20 protein-coding genes and 1 tRNA gene are annotated in these 18,357 nt (G+C 56.9%); 11 read left to right on the top strand and 10 right to left on the bottom strand.

From position 1 onward, the window contains the following. Positions 1-147: 147 nt before the first annotated feature. From WMO23_RS07770 to WMO23_RS07760, 3 genes are read left to right on the top strand one after another with little or no spacing between them, the layout of a single operon-like run. Positions 148-813: a 3'-5' exonuclease gene (locus WMO23_RS07770; protein ID WP_020311678.1), complete on the top strand. Its 666-nt coding sequence runs from the start codon at positions 148-150 to the stop codon at positions 811-813. Positions 814-830: 17 nt separating this feature from the next. Beyond that, positions 831-1,808: an AEC family transporter gene (locus WMO23_RS07765; RefSeq protein WP_292106967.1), complete on the top strand. Its 978-nt coding sequence runs from the start codon at positions 831-833 to the stop codon at positions 1,806-1,808. Between the two features lie 18 nt (positions 1,809-1,826). Then, on the top strand, positions 1,827-2,426 hold the full coding sequence (locus WMO23_RS07760) for a hypothetical protein (protein ID WP_020311679.1): 600 nt from the start codon (positions 1,827-1,829) through the stop codon (positions 2,424-2,426). On the opposite strand, the gene WMO23_RS07755 is transcribed toward WMO23_RS07760, so the two are convergent. After that, on the bottom strand, positions 2,419-2,955 hold the full coding sequence (locus WMO23_RS07755; protein WP_020311680.1) for a Gx transporter family protein: 537 nt from the start codon (positions 2,953-2,955) through the stop codon (positions 2,419-2,421). The two genes, WMO23_RS07760 and WMO23_RS07755, sit on opposite strands and share 8 nt — an antisense overlap. Positions 2,956-2,963: 8 nt before the next feature. Continuing rightward, a complete protein-coding gene (locus WMO23_RS07750) occupies positions 2,964-3,362 on the bottom strand; it encodes a NusG domain II-containing protein (RefSeq protein WP_020311681.1) in 399 nt (132 codons plus the stop codon). A gap of 33 nt (positions 3,363-3,395) precedes the next feature. Between WMO23_RS07750 and WMO23_RS07745 the strand changes: the two genes are divergently transcribed. Then, complete coding sequence (locus WMO23_RS07745) at positions 3,396-4,046, top strand: tetratricopeptide repeat protein (protein ID WP_020311682.1); 651 nt, start codon at positions 3,396-3,398, stop codon at positions 4,044-4,046. Here the strand turns inward: WMO23_RS07745 and gmhA are convergent, their stop codons facing one another. The 4 genes from gmhA to WMO23_RS07725 all read right to left on the bottom strand — a co-directional run bounded on the left by gmhA (position 4,047) and on the right by WMO23_RS07725 (position 6,682). Next, a complete protein-coding gene (gene gmhA / locus WMO23_RS07740) occupies positions 4,047-4,604 on the bottom strand; it encodes a D-sedoheptulose 7-phosphate isomerase (protein WP_020311683.1) in 558 nt (185 codons plus the stop codon). Continuing rightward, complete coding sequence (locus WMO23_RS07735; RefSeq protein ID WP_020311684.1) at positions 4,601-5,179, bottom strand: beta-class carbonic anhydrase; 579 nt, start codon at positions 5,177-5,179, stop codon at positions 4,601-4,603. The genes gmhA and WMO23_RS07735 overlap by 4 nt, the downstream gene beginning before the upstream one ends. 10 nt (positions 5,180-5,189) lie before the next feature. Further along, entirely contained in the window at positions 5,190-6,548 is a 1,359-nt protein-coding gene (locus WMO23_RS07730) for an NAD(P)-dependent oxidoreductase (RefSeq protein ID WP_020311685.1), read from the bottom strand. Between the two features lie 57 nt (positions 6,549-6,605). Then, positions 6,606-6,682 (bottom strand) — tRNA-Arg (locus WMO23_RS07725). Positions 6,683-6,863: 181 nt separating this feature from the next. On the opposite strand from WMO23_RS07725, the gene murQ reads away from it, so the two are divergent. The 3 genes from murQ to WMO23_RS07710 are packed head-to-tail and all read left to right on the top strand — an operon-like array spanning position 6,864 to position 10,230. Continuing rightward, entirely contained in the window at positions 6,864-7,778 is a 915-nt protein-coding gene (murQ, locus tag WMO23_RS07720; RefSeq protein ID WP_020311686.1) for an N-acetylmuramic acid 6-phosphate etherase, read from the top strand. Then, the gene (locus WMO23_RS07715; protein ID WP_020311687.1) at positions 7,765-9,147 is read left to right on the top strand and encodes a PTS transporter subunit EIIC; all 1,383 of its coding nucleotides are present in this window, start codon (positions 7,765-7,767) and stop codon (positions 9,145-9,147) included. Before murQ ends, WMO23_RS07715 begins: the two co-directional genes overlap by 14 nt. Then, the gene (locus tag WMO23_RS07710; RefSeq protein WP_303267878.1) at positions 9,148-10,230 is read left to right on the top strand and encodes a DUF871 domain-containing protein; all 1,083 of its coding nucleotides are present in this window, start codon (positions 9,148-9,150) and stop codon (positions 10,228-10,230) included. It abuts the gene before it with no gap. On the opposite strand, the gene WMO23_RS07705 is transcribed toward WMO23_RS07710, so the two are convergent. Further along, positions 10,220-11,095: an EamA family transporter gene (locus WMO23_RS07705; protein WP_349173702.1), complete on the bottom strand. Its 876-nt coding sequence runs from the start codon at positions 11,093-11,095 to the stop codon at positions 10,220-10,222. The two genes, WMO23_RS07710 and WMO23_RS07705, sit on opposite strands and share 11 nt — an antisense overlap. 139 nt (positions 11,096-11,234) lie before the next feature. On the opposite strand from WMO23_RS07705, the gene WMO23_RS07700 reads away from it, so the two are divergent. From WMO23_RS07700 to WMO23_RS07690, 3 genes are all read left to right on the top strand, one after another. Beyond that, on the top strand, positions 11,235-12,155 hold the full coding sequence (locus WMO23_RS07700) for an NYN domain-containing protein (RefSeq protein WP_292106990.1): 921 nt from the start codon (positions 11,235-11,237) through the stop codon (positions 12,153-12,155). 29 nt (positions 12,156-12,184) lie between these two features. After that, positions 12,185-13,306: a 3'-5' exonuclease family protein gene (locus tag WMO23_RS07695; RefSeq protein ID WP_020311802.1), complete on the top strand. Its 1,122-nt coding sequence runs from the start codon at positions 12,185-12,187 to the stop codon at positions 13,304-13,306. Positions 13,307-13,744: 438 nt separating this feature from the next. Then, complete coding sequence (locus tag WMO23_RS07690) at positions 13,745-14,149, top strand: hypothetical protein (RefSeq protein ID WP_349173697.1); 405 nt, start codon at positions 13,745-13,747, stop codon at positions 14,147-14,149. A gap of 173 nt (positions 14,150-14,322) precedes the next feature. On the opposite strand, the gene WMO23_RS07685 is transcribed toward WMO23_RS07690, so the two are convergent. The 3 genes from WMO23_RS07685 to WMO23_RS07675 form a co-directional block, all read right to left on the bottom strand. After that, the gene (locus WMO23_RS07685) at positions 14,323-15,333 is read right to left on the bottom strand and encodes an NADH:flavin oxidoreductase (protein ID WP_239639738.1); all 1,011 of its coding nucleotides are present in this window, start codon (positions 15,331-15,333) and stop codon (positions 14,323-14,325) included. 277 nt (positions 15,334-15,610) lie between these two features. Further along, entirely contained in the window at positions 15,611-15,805 is a 195-nt protein-coding gene (locus WMO23_RS07680; protein WP_020311799.1) for a type II toxin-antitoxin system RelB/DinJ family antitoxin, read from the bottom strand. Further along, a complete protein-coding gene (locus tag WMO23_RS07675; RefSeq protein WP_292106078.1) occupies positions 15,798-16,859 on the bottom strand; it encodes a nicotinate-nucleotide--dimethylbenzimidazole phosphoribosyltransferase in 1,062 nt (353 codons plus the stop codon). The genes WMO23_RS07680 and WMO23_RS07675 overlap by 8 nt, the downstream gene beginning before the upstream one ends. Before the next feature lie 160 nt (positions 16,860-17,019). Here WMO23_RS07675 and WMO23_RS07670 point away from each other — a divergent pair, with 160 nt between their 5' ends. Next, positions 17,020-18,033 carry a LacI family DNA-binding transcriptional regulator gene (locus WMO23_RS07670; protein WP_292106076.1) on the top strand — a complete coding sequence of 338 codons (1,014 nt, stop codon included), beginning with the start codon at positions 17,020-17,022 and terminating at the stop codon, positions 18,031-18,033. The last annotated feature ends 324 nt before the right edge of the window (positions 18,034-18,357 follow it).

Here is an 18,357-nt window from a genome sequence, read left to right as displayed (position 1 = left end):
CCGGCGTTTTAGTGGCTAGTGGTTCGTAGGGGCCGCCCAAAGGGCGGCCCGCCTGAATCCTCTTAAAAGGGCTTGTCGCACGTGCGACAAGCCCTTTACTTATGGTATAATAATGGTTGTCATCAGATTCAGAAAGGAGCTACTCTTATGAAAGCCGTATTTGTCGATTTCGAGATGAACCCTATCGGCCGGGACCAGAAGGAAGCGCGCCGCATCTGCAAAGGGGAAATCATCGAAATCGGTGCTGTCAAAATAGACGAAGACGGGAATGAAATCTCGTCGTATAAGGAATATGTGCTGCCCGAATATACGACAGCCATGAATCAGACCTGTCAGGAATTGACAGGTATCACCATGGAAATGCTGGCCGGGAAACCCCATTTCCGCCAGGCCTTCGACCATTTCCTGACCTGGTGCAACGAAGGCTGCCCCAATGCCTACGAAATGTTCGCCTGGAGTGAAAATGACTGGCGCCAGCTGGACTGCGAACTCCGCCTCAAAGAAATCGACGAGCACGACGACCGCGTCCGCTGGATGCTCGACCACTGGCAGAACTTCCAGCAGATTTACTGCAACCTCCTGGGCCTGGATAATGTCATTTCCCTGGACAAGGCTGTCAGCACCCTGGGAGAAACCTTCGACGGCCAGATGCACGACGCCCTCTGGGATGCCCGCAACACGTCCAAACTCTACGTCTTATCGAAGAAAAAAGAAGAATTCCGCGATATCATGCAGCCTATCATCGACGCCACCAAGCCGGCAGAACCGCTGACGTTCTCCCTGGCCGACGCCTTCCGCGCTGCCCGCAAGTAAAGGGAGGGAATCCGGCCATGGAAGATACGACACTCCGGATGGTTTATATTTTCACAGACATCATCCTGCCCATGATTGCCGGATATGTCGCCAAAAGGCGGAGCTGGCTGACGCCGGACCAGTCGAACTGGCTCATCCGCTTCAACATCATCGTCATCATGACGTCCCTGACCCTGCTCAGCTTCTGGGTCCTGCCCATGCGGACGGACTTGCTCAGCCTGCCTTTCTTCGCTTTTTTCAACGGCCTCCTGCCGCTGGCCGTCGTCCTCTTGCTGGGACGGCAGCGCAAATTCTCGTCCTTCGTCGACCGAGGCAGTTACCTCATCGCCGCCATCCCGGCCAACACGGGGATGCTCGGCGGCCTGTGCAGCTACATTCTCTACGGGGAAATGTCCTATGCCTACGTCCAGATCATCGGCGTCTTCCAGAACCTGCTCATGTTCTTCGTCCTCTTCCCCATGGGCTACTACTACCAGCACGGCGGCAAGGACCGCAATTTCTTCGTCTTTTTCAAGGATAACTGGAAATCGATCTTCATCAACTGGAACCAGTTGTCCGTCGTAGCCCTGGTCATCGGCACGGCCTTACACGCCGCCGGCATCCCCAGGCCCGCTGCGGGGACGACGATTTTCCAGGCCCTGATCCACGTCAGCGCCTGGGTAGCCCTCATCCCCGTCGGCTACCTCATCGACTTTTCCCACTTCAAGGACTATGCCCGCCAGACGCTGGACCTCATTCCCATCAAGATGGTCCTGACGCCGCTGGCATCGTATTTCCTGGCCTTGTGCTTCACGTCGGACCCGGTGCTCCTGGGGACGATTGTCATCGTCATGGCTACGCCCTGTGCCATCAACGCCTTGATTACGGAGCGCCTTTACGACTTGAACGTCAATCTGGCCATGGCGCCTTTCATTACGACACAGCTCTTATATATACTTATTCTATATCCCGCTTTTTACCTGCTCGTATCCTGGGGATACCTGCCTTTCAAATAACTTTCGCGAGGTGCACTCATGACTCATACCCGAATCCGTTCCCTCTGTCTGGCTTTATGCCTGCTCATCCTTACCCTGAGCCTGACGGCCTGCTATACGATTACCCTCAAAGAACGCCGCGTCGACGGCATGGGCTCGGCCATTTCCCTGAAACTGCCGGGAAATCTCCAGAAGCTCGACTTCCCCGTCCCCGTAGACCCGCTGACCCAGCGGTACTTCGAGGGCAGCCGCCTGTACGGTGAAATGGACGGCGGCCTGTACATCGCCATCTATACCAACAGCATCGACACGCAGCAGATGTACGACGACCTGCACATCAGCCAGGGCCAGGCCATCAGCCAGCGCCTCAACCAGACGGCCGAAGCCGCAGCCGGCGCCGTATTATCGAAAATCGACGCCCAGAACGTCTCGGTCAGCCAGGACACGACGACGGTCAGCGGCCAGCACGCCGTCGTCCAGACCTTTACCTTCACGTATCAGGATAAATCCATGAAGGCCCGCCTCATCGGCTTTGCCGACGGCCCGGCGACGTGGATCGTCGTCGTAGCCTGCGACGGCAGCAAAGAAGATAAGGTAAAGCTCGCTGACGAAGTACTCAACTCCATCCGAATCAATTAATCGCCTGATTTTCCTCTTGCATGCGCCGGTAAATGGGCAGCCGCTTCAAGTGGCGCAAGGTGAAAATAGCCGTAATGCCGATGAGGATGCCCGTTCCCGTGCCGGCGACGGCCAGGATCGGCAGGTAGAGCATGATCTTGATATTCTCTACGACCAAAGAGGCCACGATGACCTGGCCCAGGTTGTGGAAAATACCGCCAGCCGTGCTGACACCGATGATAGAGAATTTCCCCGTCTTCTGCAGGACCATCATGGCGCCCAGGCTGAAAGCCGCCCCGGCAACGCTGTACAAGAAAGCGTTGATGCCGCCGCCAAAGGCCGTGGCCAGGATGATGCGCACGAGCAGGATGAGACAGACGTCGCGCTTACGCGGCAGGGCATAGAGGGCGATGACCGTAATCAGATTGGCCAGCCCCAGTTTCGCCCCTGGCGCGATGAAGGGCACGGGCAGCATCCCTTCGACGACGTATAAGACCAGGGACTGGGCGATGAACAGGCCCAGGATAATAATGTGAAATGTCTTTTTCATAAGTACCTCTAATGGGCCGGAATGACATCGGGTTCGTCATCGCCGGCGGACTTCACTTCGACCAGCACCTTGTGCGGCAGGCAGACGACGGTCGCACCGGGCTTGCTGACAAAGCCTTCACTGATACAGATTTTATCGGGACAATCGGCTTCGGTAATGCCGACGCTCTCGTCCTGGATGACCACGAGGTTATAGCCCTCCTCGGTCTGGATAGGGATGACATCGGTCCCATGGTGGCCCGACAAGGGAACTTCTTTATAGACCTTGCCGTCGACCTGGATGACCGCATACGTCCGGCTCACAGACGCATCGTTACCGGTCAGGTAAAAGATGCCTTCCGGGATGAAAGATAAGACGAGCAGCGTAATGATGAGGACGATGTCCCCTTTTTTGATGATATGTTTCATAGGATTTCCATATTGACGAACAGGAGAATGAACATGAAGAACAAACACTTGGCCATCCTGCTCCTGCTGGCCCTGGCTGCCGGGAGCGGCGGATGCAGTACACAGCTATCCCAGCCCCAGCCGGCTCAGACGGCACAGGACGTACAGGCTCCATCGGCACCGGCCATCCAGGCCGATTCGCAGGCTTACAGCGACGAAGGCCTGAAAAAATACCAGGCCGGCGATTATGCCGGAGCCCTGAACGATTTCGACAAGGCCCTTTCCCTCGACGCCAACAACTATCAGGCCTTGAGCAATAAGGGCGTCACCCTGGCCATGCGCGGCAACAGCACAGGCAGCAAAAACGACGTCTCCCAGGGCATCGAGCTCATCGAAAAAGCGCTGAAAATAGCCCCGAAAGACGTCGCTTCTTTCTACAACCTGGCCTTAGCCTATAAGATTGACGGCCAATACGACAAGGCCCTGACGTATTTCAAGAACGTCATCGCCGCCGACCCGGGCAATACCTGGAGTTACTACGGCATCGCCACCATCTACGGCGACCTGGGCAAAGCCGACCAGGCCCTGCCCTATCTGAAGCAGGCCATCGACCTGGGCGGCGAAGACGTCCGCCAGGCAGCCCGGACGCAGAGCCATTTCGATAAGATACGGAACAACAAACAGTTCCAGCAAATCGTCGGCTGATTACATGTCTTCCTCAGCGATTTCGCAGAGGATGTGGCCAATCATGATATGCATTTCCTGGGCCCGTGCCGTCACTTTGGCCGGTACGGCCAGGCAGATATCGCAGGCCTCCTTCATCTTGCCGCCGCCATAAGCGGTCAGGCCGATGACAGTGAGGCCTTTTTCACGGGCTGCATCGATGGCTTCCAGGACGTTCTGGCTGTTGCCGGACGTAGAAATGCCGACCAGGACGTCGCCTTTTTCGCCTAAGGCCCGGACCTGGCGGGCAAAGACCGTATCGAAGCCATAATCATTGCCGATGGCCGTCAGGATCGACGTGTCGACGGTCAGGGCGATGGCCGGGAACGGGCGCCGTTCCTTTTGGAAGCGGCCGACGATTTCCGCGGCTAAATGCTGGGAATCGGCAGCACTGCCGCCGTTGCCGCAAAAAAGTATCTTGTGACCAGAAGCCAGGGCCTCTTTGAACAGAGCCCCGGCTTTTTCAATATCCGGGATCAACTCCATCGTCGCCTCGAGGACGGCGGCGTGGTCTTTCATTCGTTGTGTGACCAGACTCATAATACCTCCTGTTCCTGGCCTTCTCCATCGTCGACGACGCGGATTTCACCGGTGTGCGGATGGATGACCATACCATAAATCGTAAGGGATGAAGGCAAGTAGGGATTGGCCCGCAGGCGGCGGACCGTATCGCAGACAGACGCGTCGATATCGGTAATGGGGTCGGCCCACTGTTCCAATTTGGGGCGGACGGCGGCGATGGCCTTTTCATCGATGCCTTCTTCGGCCATATGGCGGCACAGGCTGTCTGCCGTCGTCTTGAGCATGCCGCAGTCGTCATGGCCCATGACGATGATGTCGTGGACGTGCAGTTCGTAGACGGCAACCATGAGGCTGCCGATGACGCTGTCAAAGTCTTCAAAAGCCGTATTGCCGGCGACTTTGATGAGTTTGGCTTCGCCCCGGGCGATGCCCATGGCCGGTTCGAGGAAATTCAAGAGGCGCGTGTCCATACAGGTCAGGACGGCCAGGTTGCGGCTCGGATACTTGCTGACTTCATCGAAGCCGCCCTGGGACAGGGACTGTTTGACAAAAGACTTATTGGCTTTCAGTATCTGCCGTGTCAATTCACTCATAGCGGCCTCCTCATGCTTTCACAGCGGCCATGACTTTTTTGGCCTTCAAGTACTGGTCGATACCTTCGGCAGTCTTACGCCCTTCGCGCATGGCCAGGACGACGGTCTGCGGCTTGTGGACGATATCGCCGGCAGCAAAGACGCCTTCTTTGCTGGTCAGGCCGTAAGGCATATCCTTGACGGCGATGTAGCCATCGTCATTGGCATCGACGCCGAGAGCTTTGACGACGGACAATTCCGGCTTGTTGCCGATGGCGGCGATGATTTTATTGGCCGGGACGACGCCGAATTCTCCCGTCGGTACCATGGTGGCATCTTCGAGGATCTGCTGTTTTTCGTATTTCAGGCCTTCTACATGGTCCGTCCCGACGACGGCTTTCGGTGCCGAATAGAACTGGAACTGGACGCCATCGGCCTTGGCTTCTTCGTATTCCGACGGCAGGCACTTCATGTTCTTTTCAGCCCGGCGGTAGACGATTTTGACGTCCGCACCGAGGCGCAGCGACGTGCGGGCCGCATCGATGGCGACGTTGCCGGCGCCGACGACGATGACCTGGTCGCCTTTCTGTACGGGCAGGTCTGCTAGTTCGACTTCACCGGTCTGGACGCGCTGGACGTCGCGCAGGAACTGTTCCGCATCGACGACGCCGTCGATCGTGTCGTTGTCGACGCCGAGATTCCAGGCATTCATCGTACCGATGGCGATGAAGACGGCATCGAAATCACGCTGCAGTTCGTCCAGGGATTTGTCGACGCCGATTTTGACGTTATATTCGATGGTGACGCCCATAGCTGTCAGGGCCTGGGCTTCGCGCTGCAGTAATTCCTTATGGAGCCGGAAAGTCGGGATACCATAGGTCATGGTACCGCCGGGCTGGGAAGCGGCTTCAAAGATGGTTACATCATAATCGCGGCCAGCCAGTTCTCTCGCAGCTGCCATGCCGGCCGGGCCGCAGCCGATGATGGCCACGCGGCCTTCTGTTTTACGGCTGACCGGCTGCGGCAGGAAGCCGCCATCCAGGGCCATGTCCGCTACGAAGCGTTCGAGTTTGCCGATTTCGACGTGTTTGCCTTTTTTGCCGAGGATGCAGTGGCCTTCGCACTGCTTTTCTCTCGGACAGATGCGGCCGCAGATAGCCGGCAAATCACTGCGGTGATAGATATGTTCAGCAGCGGCGCCGAAATCGCCCAAGGTCATGGCATGTATGAACTGGGGGATTTCATTTTCAATGGGGCAGCCTTTGCGGCACTGCGGTACTTTGCAATTCAGGCAGCGTTTGGCTTCGGCAACGGCTTCAGCCAGCGTATAATCAGCATCATGCATGACTTCTTCATGGAAAGAAGCCAGCCGGTTCTTGGTATCGGACATGAGAGAACCCACCTTTCCGGATTGTAAAATGATTAGATTGTATTCAAGATAAAAAAATGGTGCGCCCAAGATGACTCGAACATCCGACACGCAGTTTAGGAAACTGCTGCTCTATCCAGCTGAGCTATGGGCGCACAGGGCACACAGGTCTGCTGCGTGCAGATTAATCATACCATGAAACGGCAAAAAAATAAAGGTGCTGGCTCATGAAAAAAAGGCCTATTGCAAGTCTTTCAAACACTCTCTATAATTAGAGATGTGTATATTGTTCCCAAGCGGCAATAGCCACGACTGCATGAAAGAAAGGAATCAAGCATGATCAATTTAGAAACCCTGGCTACGGAACAGCAGAACAGCCATAGCCAGCATATCGACAGCGTATCGACCGAAGATATGCTGCGCATCATAAATGAAGAAGACCATAAAGTCGCCGATGCCGTCGGCGCCATCATCCCGGCCATCGCCCAAGCCGTCGACACCATTGCCGATAAACTGCGCCGCGGCGGCCGTCTGTTCTACATGGGCTCGGGCACGTCCGGCCGCCTGGGCATCCTCGACGCCGTCGAATGTCCGCCGACGTACAGCACCGACCCGGAACGCATCCAGGGCCTCATCGCCGGCGGTTATGAAGCCATCTTCCGGGCCAAAGAAGGGGCTGAAGACTCGCCGGAACTGGGCCGGCAGGATTTGATAGACAAAAACCTGACGGCTGACGACGTCGTCGTCGGCCTCAGCGCCTCGGGCCGGACGCCTTATGTCGTCGGCGGCCTGACCTATGCGGCCTCGGTCGGAGCCGCTACCATCGCCATCGACTGTTCGCCTCATTCGGCCATCGGCCGTTGTGCCAACATCGACCTCTGCGCCGTCGTCGGCCCGGAAGTCGTCACGGGCTCGACGCGCATGAAAGCCGGCACGGCCCAGAAGATGATCGCCAACATGTTGTCTACAGGCGCCATGATCCGCCTGGGCAAAGTCTATGGCAACCTCATGGTCGACGTCAAGTCGTCCAATCAGAAATTGGAAGAACGGGCGCGACGCATCGTCATGACGGCGACGGGCTGCAGCCGCCAGAAGGCCATCGAAGCCCTCAGGGAAAGTCAGGGCCGGGCCAAGACGGCCATCGTCATGGTCCTCCTGCACATCCCGGCCAGCGAAGCCGAAGACCGCCTGACAGCGGCCCAGGGCTATGTCGCCGCCGTCCTCAAGGAGGCTGCCCATGGATTACGATAAACTGGCACGGGCCATCTACGATATCACCGGTCCGGCAGGCAATATCGAAAAGGCTTACAACTGCATGACCCGCCTGCGCCTGACCGTAAAGGATGAACACTTTAGCAAAGACGACCTGGCCAAACTGCCCGGCGTCATGGGCATCAACAAATCCGGTGACGAATGGCAGATCATCGTCGGCCCGGGCAAGGCGACCAAACTATACCAGGCCTTTGCCCCCTTAGTCGAAGCAGGCCGTAAAGAACAGCCGGCGGCCGCTGCGCCAGATGCCGGCGACGATAAGCAGGGGCCCTTCGACGGCCAGGCCCTTCACGAAGAAATACGCCGCAAGAACGCGACGCCGGCCAAACTGGCCCTGAAGAAAATCGCCCATATCTTCGTGCCCATCATCCCGGCCTTCATCGCCTGCGGCCTGATCACGGGCCTGCTCAACGTGGCCTTCAAGATGGACCCGTCCCTGGCGGCCCAGCCGCTGATGCAGGTCCTGGCCATCGCCGGCAACGCCGCCTTTTATGGCCTGAACATCTTCGTCGGCATCAATGCGGCTAAGGAATTCGGCGGCTCGCCCATGCTGGGCGGCGTCATGGCAGCCATCCTCAGCCATCCGAACCTGGCTCAGATCAATCTCTTCGGCGAATCCCTGGTCCCTGGCCGGGGCGGCATCATCGCCGTCCTCCTGGTCGTCTTCTTTTCATCGTGGCTGGAAAAGAAGCTCCACCGCCTCGTCCCGGATATGTTCGACCTCTTCGTCACGCCCTTCCTGGTCGTCGTCATTTCGACCTTCGTGGCCCTCTTCCTCTGCCAGCCCCTGGGCGGCTATTTGTCAGAAGCCATCGGCTATGCGGCGACGGAATCCATCGGGACCGGCGGCGCCGTGACGGGCTTCATCCTGGGCGGGACCTTCCTGCCCATGGTCATGGTCGGCATCCATCAGGGCCTGACGCCGATCCACGCGGAACTCCTGTCGCGCTACGGCGTGACCATTCTCCTGCCCATCCTGGCCATGGCCGGCGGCGGCCAGGTCGGCGCGGCTATCGCCGTCTATGCCAAGACGAAGAACAAGGCCCTGCGCAAGACCATCGCCTCGGCCCTGCCCGTCGGCCTCATGGGCGTCGGCGAACCGCTCATCTACGGCGTCACCCTGCCCCTGGGCAAGCCCTTTATCGGGGCCTGCATCGGCGGAGCCTTTGGCGGCGCCGTCCAGGCCGCCTACATGGTCGGCGCCGCGACGATCGGCATTTCCGGCCTGCCTCTGGCAGCCAGTACGGACAACATCCCCATGTATTTATTAGGACTCGTCACAGCCTACGTGGCCGGCTTCATTGCAACCTGGCTCTTGGGTTTCGACGACCCGAAGGAGGGTGAATAAATGGAAACGGGTATTTCCGTCTATCCCGGCCTGGGAGGGACGATCCAAGAAAAAACGGCCCGCATCGAACGGGCCGCTGCCCTGGGGATGACGCGGCTCTTTACGTCATTCCACATCCCTGAAACGGACCCGGCAGCCTTCCGCAAGGAACTGCAGGCCGTCCTGGACACGGCCCGGCAATGTCAGCTCGACATCGTCGCCGACGTATCGCCGGCCTCGGCAGCCTGCCTGGGCATGGACCGTTTCGATCCGGAAGTTATCGCCAAGCTGGGCATTACAACTGTCCGCTTTGACGACGGTTTCGATGCAGCCAAGCTGGCCATGTACAGCCACATCGTCCGCGTCCAGGTCAACGCGTCGACGCTGACCCAGAAAGACCTGGAAGACCTCCAGAAGAATGGCGCCCAGCTGGACCACATCGACAGCCTGCACAACTTCTATCCCCGTCCCCACACGGGCCTGGCCCTCGACTATTTCAAGACCCAGACGGACAGGCTCCACGCCTATGGCCTGTCCGTCGGCGCCTTCGTCGCCAGCCAGGCCGGCCAACGGGCACCGCTGTATGAAGGCCTGCCGACGCTGGAATTCCACCGCCATCAGGACGTCAGCCTGGCAGCCCGCCACTTGGCCGCCCTGGGCGTCCAGTCCGTCTTCATCGGCGACGACAAGCCAGCCGATAAAGAACTGCGCGACCTGGCCCGGGCCGGCCGGGAAGAAACGGACGTCGTCGTCATCAAGGCCAAACTCCTCAGCCGGGAACCGCACATCCAGGACCTGTTGTCCTATACCTTCACGGCCCGGCCCGACCCGTCGCGGGATGTCATCCGCGCCAATGGCAGCCGGTCCCATCTGGACGGCCGCATCATCGAACCGGACAGCGACATCTTCCGCAGTCTCCACCGCGGCGACATCACCCTGGACAACGCCGATTTCCTGCGTTATATGGGCGAAGTCCAGATCGTCAAATGTGAACTGCCGCCGGAAGAGCGGACCAACATCGTCGCCAAAGTCGTGCCGAACGAAGAATTTCTCCTCGACTATATCACGCCGGGCCGGAAATTCCGCTTTGAATTCATCCGTTAGCGGATCCGGACCTGGCCAGGAGGATGACCGCCCCCAGGATACAGGCCATGCCGGCCGCCCCGGTCAGGGTCAGGGCTTCATGGAAAATAGCAATGCCGACGACGGTCGACGTCAACGGTTCCACTGAAGCCAGGATAGATGCCCGGCCCGCTTCCATATGCTTCAGGCCCATCGTATAGAGGCCAAAGGGCAGAGCCGTCGACATCAGGCCGAGAAGGGCGAAGAGGAGGCCCGTATAGGGCACGGCGGCGGCCAGGGAAAGGATCATGCCGAAATGGCAGAAAGGCAGGAGCCCTGAAGACGCGATGATGAAGGTCCAGGCCGTGACCGTCAGGGGTTCATATTTCGCCAGGGCATAGCGGCCAAAAATGGAATAGAGGGCGTAGCCGAAGCCGCTGCCCAGACCGGTCAGGATACCGGCAGCCTCGACATGACCCATGCCTAAGCCGCTGACCAGGACGCAGCCGACAAAGGCCAGGACCAGGCAGAACCCCTTGCGCCGCGTAAAGCGTTCATGGAAAAGGAAGATAGAAAAGACCATGACGATACTCGGCGCCGTATAGAGCAGGATAGCCGCGACGGACAAGGTCGTCAATTCGATGGCTGTGAAGTAGCAGATATTGAAAAAGACGATGCTCCCCAGGCCGGTCCCCAGGAACATCCAGATATCCCGCGGCGCAATGGCCAAACTGCGGGGCTGGCGGAATAGGGCGACGACAGCCATGGCGATGGCCGTGACCAGGGCCCGGCCAAAGGTAATCTGTAAGGGCGACAGGCCATAGGCCGACAGCTGGCGGGTAAACAGGCCGATGATGCCCCAGCAGATACCGGCTGCGACGACGCAGAAAGGCGCCATATGTTCCATTTTCACGCGTATCACCTTCTTAAAAAAAATAGGCCTGGTGAAGGATAAACGCCTTCGTTCCAGCCTTGGTTTTATTATAGCACAGTTATTATGGATGATGATATAATAAAAAAGTAATGTAAACAGAGGTAATCAAATTATGAATCAAGAAATGAAACTCGCCGTCCTCATCGACGCCGAAAATATTTCCAGCAAATACATCGACGTCATCTTATCTGAAGCGAATAATCTCGGCGATGTCATCTACAAACGCATTTACGGCAACTGGACGACGCCCCAGATGGCGTCGTGGCGCAATACCATTTTAGATAACGCCATCCAGCCCGTCCAGCAGTACAGCAATACAATCCGCAAGAATTCGTCCGACTCGGCCCTCATCATCGACACGATGGACTTATTGTACCAGAGCAACCTCGACGGCTTCTGCATCGTCTCGTCAGACAGTGATTTCACCCGCCTGGCTTCGCGCCTGCGGGAATCGCAGAAATATGTCCTCGGTATGGGCGAAAGCAAGACGCCCCGGTCCTTCATCTCGGCCTGCAACAAGTTCCTCTACCTCGACGTCCTTTGGGAAGAAGCCGAAGAACACGAAGCCGGTGACCACGAAGGCACGGACCATGAAGAAGCCCAGGCCGAACATACCAGTCCGCAGGCTAAGGCCGAAAAGCCGGAAGCCGATAATCATGCCAGCGAAACGCCGGCAGCCCGTCCGCTGACACCGCCGGAAACGATGCCCCTCCACGGCAAGACACCGGGGAAAGATTTCTCCACCATCCGTCAGGCGCTCATCAAGCTGACCGAAGAAAATTCCGACGACAACGGCTGGATTTTCTCGGGTACCCTGGGAAATCTCCTGAGCAAGCAGTTCTCCGACTTCGACGTCCGCAATTTTGGCTACAAGAAATTCGTTCCCTTCATCGAATCGTTGAAACTCTTCGACGTCAATACCTTTACAGACGAAAAGAACTGCACAGTCAAGCACAACTACTTCAAGCTCAAACAAACGCCCAAGCGGCCGCGGCGCACGTTCCGCCCCTACTATAAACAGCGAGGCCGTTAAAACCACTCGATTCACGGAGGATACCCGCCATGGATGCGAATACACAAAAGGCGCTGGAATCGCTGCACCGGCGAAAGGTCAATTCGTCCATCGCCATCGCAGCGGACCTGGCCAACGACAACTTAAACAGTATCTGCCGCCTGGCGCTGGCCTGGATCAGCGACGGCAATGTCCACGGCATTTCCTATTTCATCAAACCCCGGGAAGGCCCGGTCCAGGCACACAACCTGACGGAAGCCATGCTGGCCGACAGCAAGCCTTTCGATGTCGTCTGGGATGAAGACATTGCCTTTCTCCTCAAAGACGCCGTCCTCTCTGCCTACCGCTCGGAACGGCTCTTTCCGGCCATCAAGGCCAGCTATGAAGCATCCGGGCGGGAACTGCCCCTGAAGGATGTCTACATCCGGGACTTGAAATTCCTGGCCTCGACGTACATGCCCAACCTGGCCAATGATTCGCTGACGTCGATCCTGCACCGCATGAAGATCCCCGTCGACATGGACAATGCCCTGAGCCGGGCCATGGCCTGCATCTGCGGCTTGAACTGGCTGGAAAACCTCTATCCCATTTCCAGCTACGGTATCCCCTTGTCGGCCATCCTGGCCGGTGCCCTCCAGGGCCAGCCGGAAGAAGTCGTCGAGACGCGGGAAGAACGGGAAGCGCGGGAAGAAAAGGAAGCCAAATACGCCAAACTGACGTATTACACGAAGATGCTCTTCCTGCCCTTCGTCATCTTCTGCCTGTTCATCACCATCTATTACGTCCACCGCTATGGAGAAGCCGAACAGACCAATGTCAACTTCTCCCGCTATTCAGCCAGCGGCGTCCCGGAACTGAGCGACGAGGAAAAAGAAGCGCAGCAGGAAAAGAATCGCCTGCCCTCGAACAGCGGCCGCTACCTCATGATGCGCGGGACCTACGTCATCCCCGACGAGACGACCATTCCCACCTTCCTCAAAGCCAGCCACGACCGCGATATGGAAACAATCCGCTCCCTCGTCCGGTCCGACAAGATACTGGTCTTTGCCAAGCCGACGCGCATCCAGATTACCGGTGACAAAGACAAGAACGGCTTCGTCCCCGTCCAAATCCTGGAAGGCGACTACGCCAATCGCACGGGCTTCGCCTCAGACGATATGATAAGTAAATAAAAAAGGCTTGTCGCATATGCGACAAGCCTTTTTTCTGTAGGGGCGACCACGTGGGGCGCCCGTTTACGCTTTTTAGTTGTTAGGGGCTAGGGGATGGTTTTAAATTTAAAGGTTTTCTCTGCAAACTACAAATGCTGTACTATAATATAAACCATAAAAGAAAAAGAACCCCGCAGGAGGGCAGAAGCCTTCGTGCGACAGTCCAAAAGGGAGGTTTTCTCATGAAATTGAAAAAATGGCAGGCTTGGGATTACCTTCGCCTCGCCGGAATGGCAGGCCAAGCACCCCTGCTTCGTCCTGGCCCCTCAATACGATACGATCATCGTCGATGACAACTATCAATACGGGCCGGAACTGGACCGGACCATCCATCTCGTCCAACAGCTCTGCCGTCAATATTCCATCGATACGGACCGCATCTATAACACGGGGCAGTCCATGGGCAGCATGACATCCATCGCCATGGATGTCAAATATCCGGACTTCTTCGCCGGCTCTTACCTCGTCGCCTGCAAATGGGACGAAACCGTCACTTCGCCCTTAGGTCACCAGCATATCTGGGCCGTTACCTCCCAAGGTGACCCCGGTGCCAGCCCGAGCCTGGCAAAAATCATGGAAAACTTAGAAAAAGACGGCGTCAAAGTAGCCAGCCAGACCCTCGACCCCACCCAGCCGCAAGACCAGGTCGACGCCCAGGCCGCTGCCCTCATCACGCCGGACTGCAGCCACTACCTGACCCAGTACCAAGGCGGCAGCCACCGCTCTACCTGGCAGCATGCCTACACCATGCAGCCCGCCTTAGAATGGCTTTTTGCTCAGAAAAAAACAGACCGTATTCATTAAAACATAATTCATAGCTGTCACATGAAGGCTTCTGCCATCGTACGAGGCTCCTTTCTCTTTAAAGTTTGTAGTTTATAGAAGACGACTTTAAATTTAAAAACCATTCACTAAAAACTACAAACTGCAAACTTAATACTCAAAAAGCGCTGTCTTCATGCGACAGCGCTTTTTTTCTACATGGACAAGATTTTTTGGTAAATCTGGTGGTCCCGGAGTGCCGCCCGGCCGATGCCGATGAGGTCGGCCTGCCCTTTTTCCAGGAAGGCTTCCGCTTCGGCGCCGTCGGCAATGCCGCCGGTCAGCAAGACGGGAAGGGTCGTCCCTTTTTTGGCTGCTGCCGATAATTCGGCAAAATATCCCGCTTCCGTATGGCCAGGGCGGAAGAAGACGCTCATGCCGCCGGAAAGGCTGAGCATGTCGATGCCGGCCGTTTCAAAAATCTTAGCCGCTTCGCTGACATCGCCGACGACGGCACCGCCATCCATATAATCGCTGCCGCCCAGGCGCAGGGAAAGGACAAAATCAGACCCGACCTGGCGGCGGATAGCCTGAATGATTTCAACGTGCAGCCGGGTCCGGCCAGCCAAGGTCTGGCCCGTATAGTCATCGGTCCGCTTATTGGTCACCGGTGAATAGAACTGGTCCAGCAGATAGCCATGGGCCGAGTGGATTTCCACGCCGTCGTAGCCGGCCTGCTGTGCCCGGACAGCGGCGTCGACAAAGGCCTGGACGATGCGCTGGATATCGCCCTGCGTCATTTCCCGGGGAAATTCCGGCTGGCCCTGGACCGAAGCGGCCCGCGACGGATTGGAAACAGCACTGGCACTGATGACTTCCTGCCCCGTAATGGCCCGATGGGCAGCACTGCCGGCATGGCTGATCTGTGCCAGGATGGGTACGCCCTGAGCGTGGACAGCCGCCGTCAGGCGCTGCAGTCCGGGAATATCGGCATCGGCCGCCAGCGACACCTGGTTGGCACTGGCCCGGCCTTCAGGCGAAACGAAACTGTGTTCCTGAATGATCAGGCCTGGACCGCTGCGGGCCATATCACCATAATAAGCGACCAGCCCATCCGTCACCTGGCCTTTCGCCGACTTTTCCGTCGCCATCGGCGGCAGGACCAGACGGTTCTTCAAAACCAGAGACCCAACATTCAGCGTTGCATGTAATAACGGATACATCATCAAAATCCCTTCTTTCGTAAAAATAATTTAAAGTGGTTCATGGTTCGTGGCTCGTACATTTAAGAACCCCTCAGTCCGCCTTCGGCGGCCAGCTCCCCTTCGCAGGAGAGCCTTTCGGACCGCAGGAGCTCAATGACGCGGTCAGATCCGCGCCGGATTTGCCGGGCTGGCAAGGAGAAAAACGCAGGCATAGCGGGGCTCTGTCGAGGCTTTTCGACGCAGTCAGCCCGGCAAAGACAAGCGGAGATGGCTGCACGAATTGAGCTTCTGCGGTCCGCTAAAAAGCATCCCATTCGGCGAAGCGTTCGTTCATGCGTTTTTTCTTGATTTTCTTGGTTTCCCCTTCGGCTGCAGCAAAGGGCATTTTCCCGGCCGCAATGGTCCGTTTATAAAAGAGTTCAACTGCTTGTTCTTCCGTCAGTCCCAGGCGCTCAAAGATGGCCTGGGCTTTTTTTCTCGTTTCTTCATCCATGCGTTTCATCTCCTTTGCGGTTGTCATGGCGGTCCTGGGCTTCCTGGTTGATGCCGTCCAGGGTAGCCATATGCCAGACGGCATACATCATGGTCTTCATGAGGACGACGCCCAAGACGGCCCCCGTCCCTTCACCCAGGGAGAGACCGGCCTGGATGGGCACGTCGTATTCATCGATGCCGCACAGGCGCAGGGCCTGGGCCATGCCGGGCTCCCGGGAAATATGGGACGGCAGGGCATAATCGCGGACGGCAGGCTTCATGGCGATGGCACAGGCCAGGGCTGTCGCCGTAATGAAGCCGTCGATATAAAAGGGAATCTTTTCGTCGGCACAGGCCATCATGGCGCCGCAGAGTGCTGCCAAATCAAAGCCGCCGACGCAGCGCAGGGCATCAGCCGGCATCTGGATTTCTTTTTCATAGGCCTTGACGGCTGCGGCGATGACATGGCGCTTATGGAAGAGCAGTTTATAATTGCCCCGGGCCGAACCGAAGCCAGTCAGCCAGGACATCTTTTTCGGCGACAATGCTGTAAGGACCGCGGCAGACGTCGTCGTGTTGCCAATGCCCATTTCCCCGAATGACAGGAGATTGATGCCATCTTTGGCCGCTGCCTGCACCCGTTCGCGGCCCGTCGCCATGGCTTGCGCCAGCTCTTCCCGGCTCATAGCCGGTTCGACGGCAAAGTTCTTTGTCCCCCTGGCGATCTTGCGGTCCAGTCCGACGGCATCATCACTGTCGATACCGACATCGACGACTTCATAAGGGATATCCTGGCTGCGGCAGAAACAGGTCACGGCCGACGTCCCCTGTACCATATGGCAGCTCTGCATATACGTGATATCCGACAACTGCGCGACGACACCGGCCCGGACGACACCATTGTCGGCGGCAAAGATGATGTGTTTCGGCCGCAGCTCCCGGTGAAAGGTCCCCCAGGCCAATAAAATCTGCTTGGCCTGCTTTTCCAAAAGTCCCAGGCTTCCCGGCGGCTTGGCCAGATTGTCGATTTGATGAAGGGCCTGGCGCCGGTAACGTTCTTTGCTCACTGTCATACACATCCTCTTTTCTCGTCTTAATCGCTTCTATTGTACCATGATTGCAAACGATTCGCGACTTACATAAAAATGAATATTTGTTCATCCTGTAACACAGATTTCCTTGAAAAAACGTTTAATTTATGTCAAAATAAAAGCAAGAGTGGAGGTGGCCATCGTGTCCACAATTAAAGACATTGCCAAAGCTGCTGGCGTTTCCATCGCCACCGTTTCCATCGTCCTGAACGGCAAGGGCCGGGAACGGAAAATCTCGCAGGAAACACAACAGCGTATATACAAAATTGCACAAGACCTGAATTACGTCCCCAACCAGTCGGCCAAAAAACTGCGGTCGGCTAAAAAGGACAGCTATGCCATTGCCTTCTACTGGGCAACGGACTTCCGTATCAACTACCTGGCCCGCATCACCCTCGGCATCCAGGAAGAAATCATGAAACAGGACAAAGCCATTCATCTGACCGTCGTCCCTTATAAGGTCGACCAGCTGCAAAAACAGCTCGAAGCCATGCAGAATGAATTTTTCAACGGCATCATCATCGCGAATATGTCCAATAAAGATATGGACTACCTCAATTCCATCCATATCCCCTGCCCTGTCGTCCTCTTTAACCGGGAATCGGATAAATACAGCAGCGTCACCATGGACAACTATACTATCGGCTGCAACGTCGCCCAGCACTTCCTGGACAAGGGCATCTTCGACGCCGGCGTCCTGACCCATGACACGTCGTTCCCGATCATGCGCACGTGGATGCAGGGCTTCCTCGACACCTTCGCCAAGGCCGGCCACGCCGTACCAGAAGAAAACATCATCCTCTGCGATACGTCTTCATCGAGCGCTGTGGAAGCTACGAAGAAGCTCTATGAAGAAAAGCGGATGCCCCGGGCTATGTTCTGTGAATCCGACGTCCTGGCCCACGGCATGCTCTATACCTGCCATGAACTGGGTATCGCTATCCCACAGGACGTGGAAGTCTTCACCATCGGGATCAACATGGCTCAATTCAATGATTACGCCATTCCCTCCCTGTCCCGCGTCGATATCCCCATGGGCGAAATCGGTCAGCACTGTCTGCACCTCATGGTCGACCTCATTGAAAAGAAAAAACCGAATCCTACGGTCCAGTTCGTAGAAGGAAAAGAAATCATCGGCCAATCATCCCCGCGGTAGGAAATGTAAAAAGGGCCTGTCGCACGTAATCGTGCACAGGCTCTTTTTATGTATGCAAAAACATCATAGCTTTATGGTCGTTCTTCGTGGACGGTTTGCTCGGACTCAGAAGTGGCTTTGCCGCAATAGACTCTGGAAATCAGGCGCAGGAGCGCCAAAAGGCTCCCCTGTGAAGGGGAGCTGGCCGCCAACGGCGGTCTGAGGGATTCTTCTGAAGAGGTTGGCATCGGCCACCTGGCCCCTAGCTGGTTCGCGTGCTCCACTCCTCTTGCCGAGAGTGCCATTTGCTGGCGTGCTGAAACTCGCTGCGCTCAAACAAAGCAG

Origin of the sequence: Megasphaera intestinihominis, assembly GCF_040096415.1 — a bacterium.
Lineage (GTDB): Bacteria > Bacillota > Negativicutes > Veillonellales > Megasphaeraceae > Megasphaera > Megasphaera intestinihominis.
The sequence above is the reverse complement of the archived record's forward strand: the minus strand, read 5'-3'. Positions and strand labels throughout refer to the sequence as shown.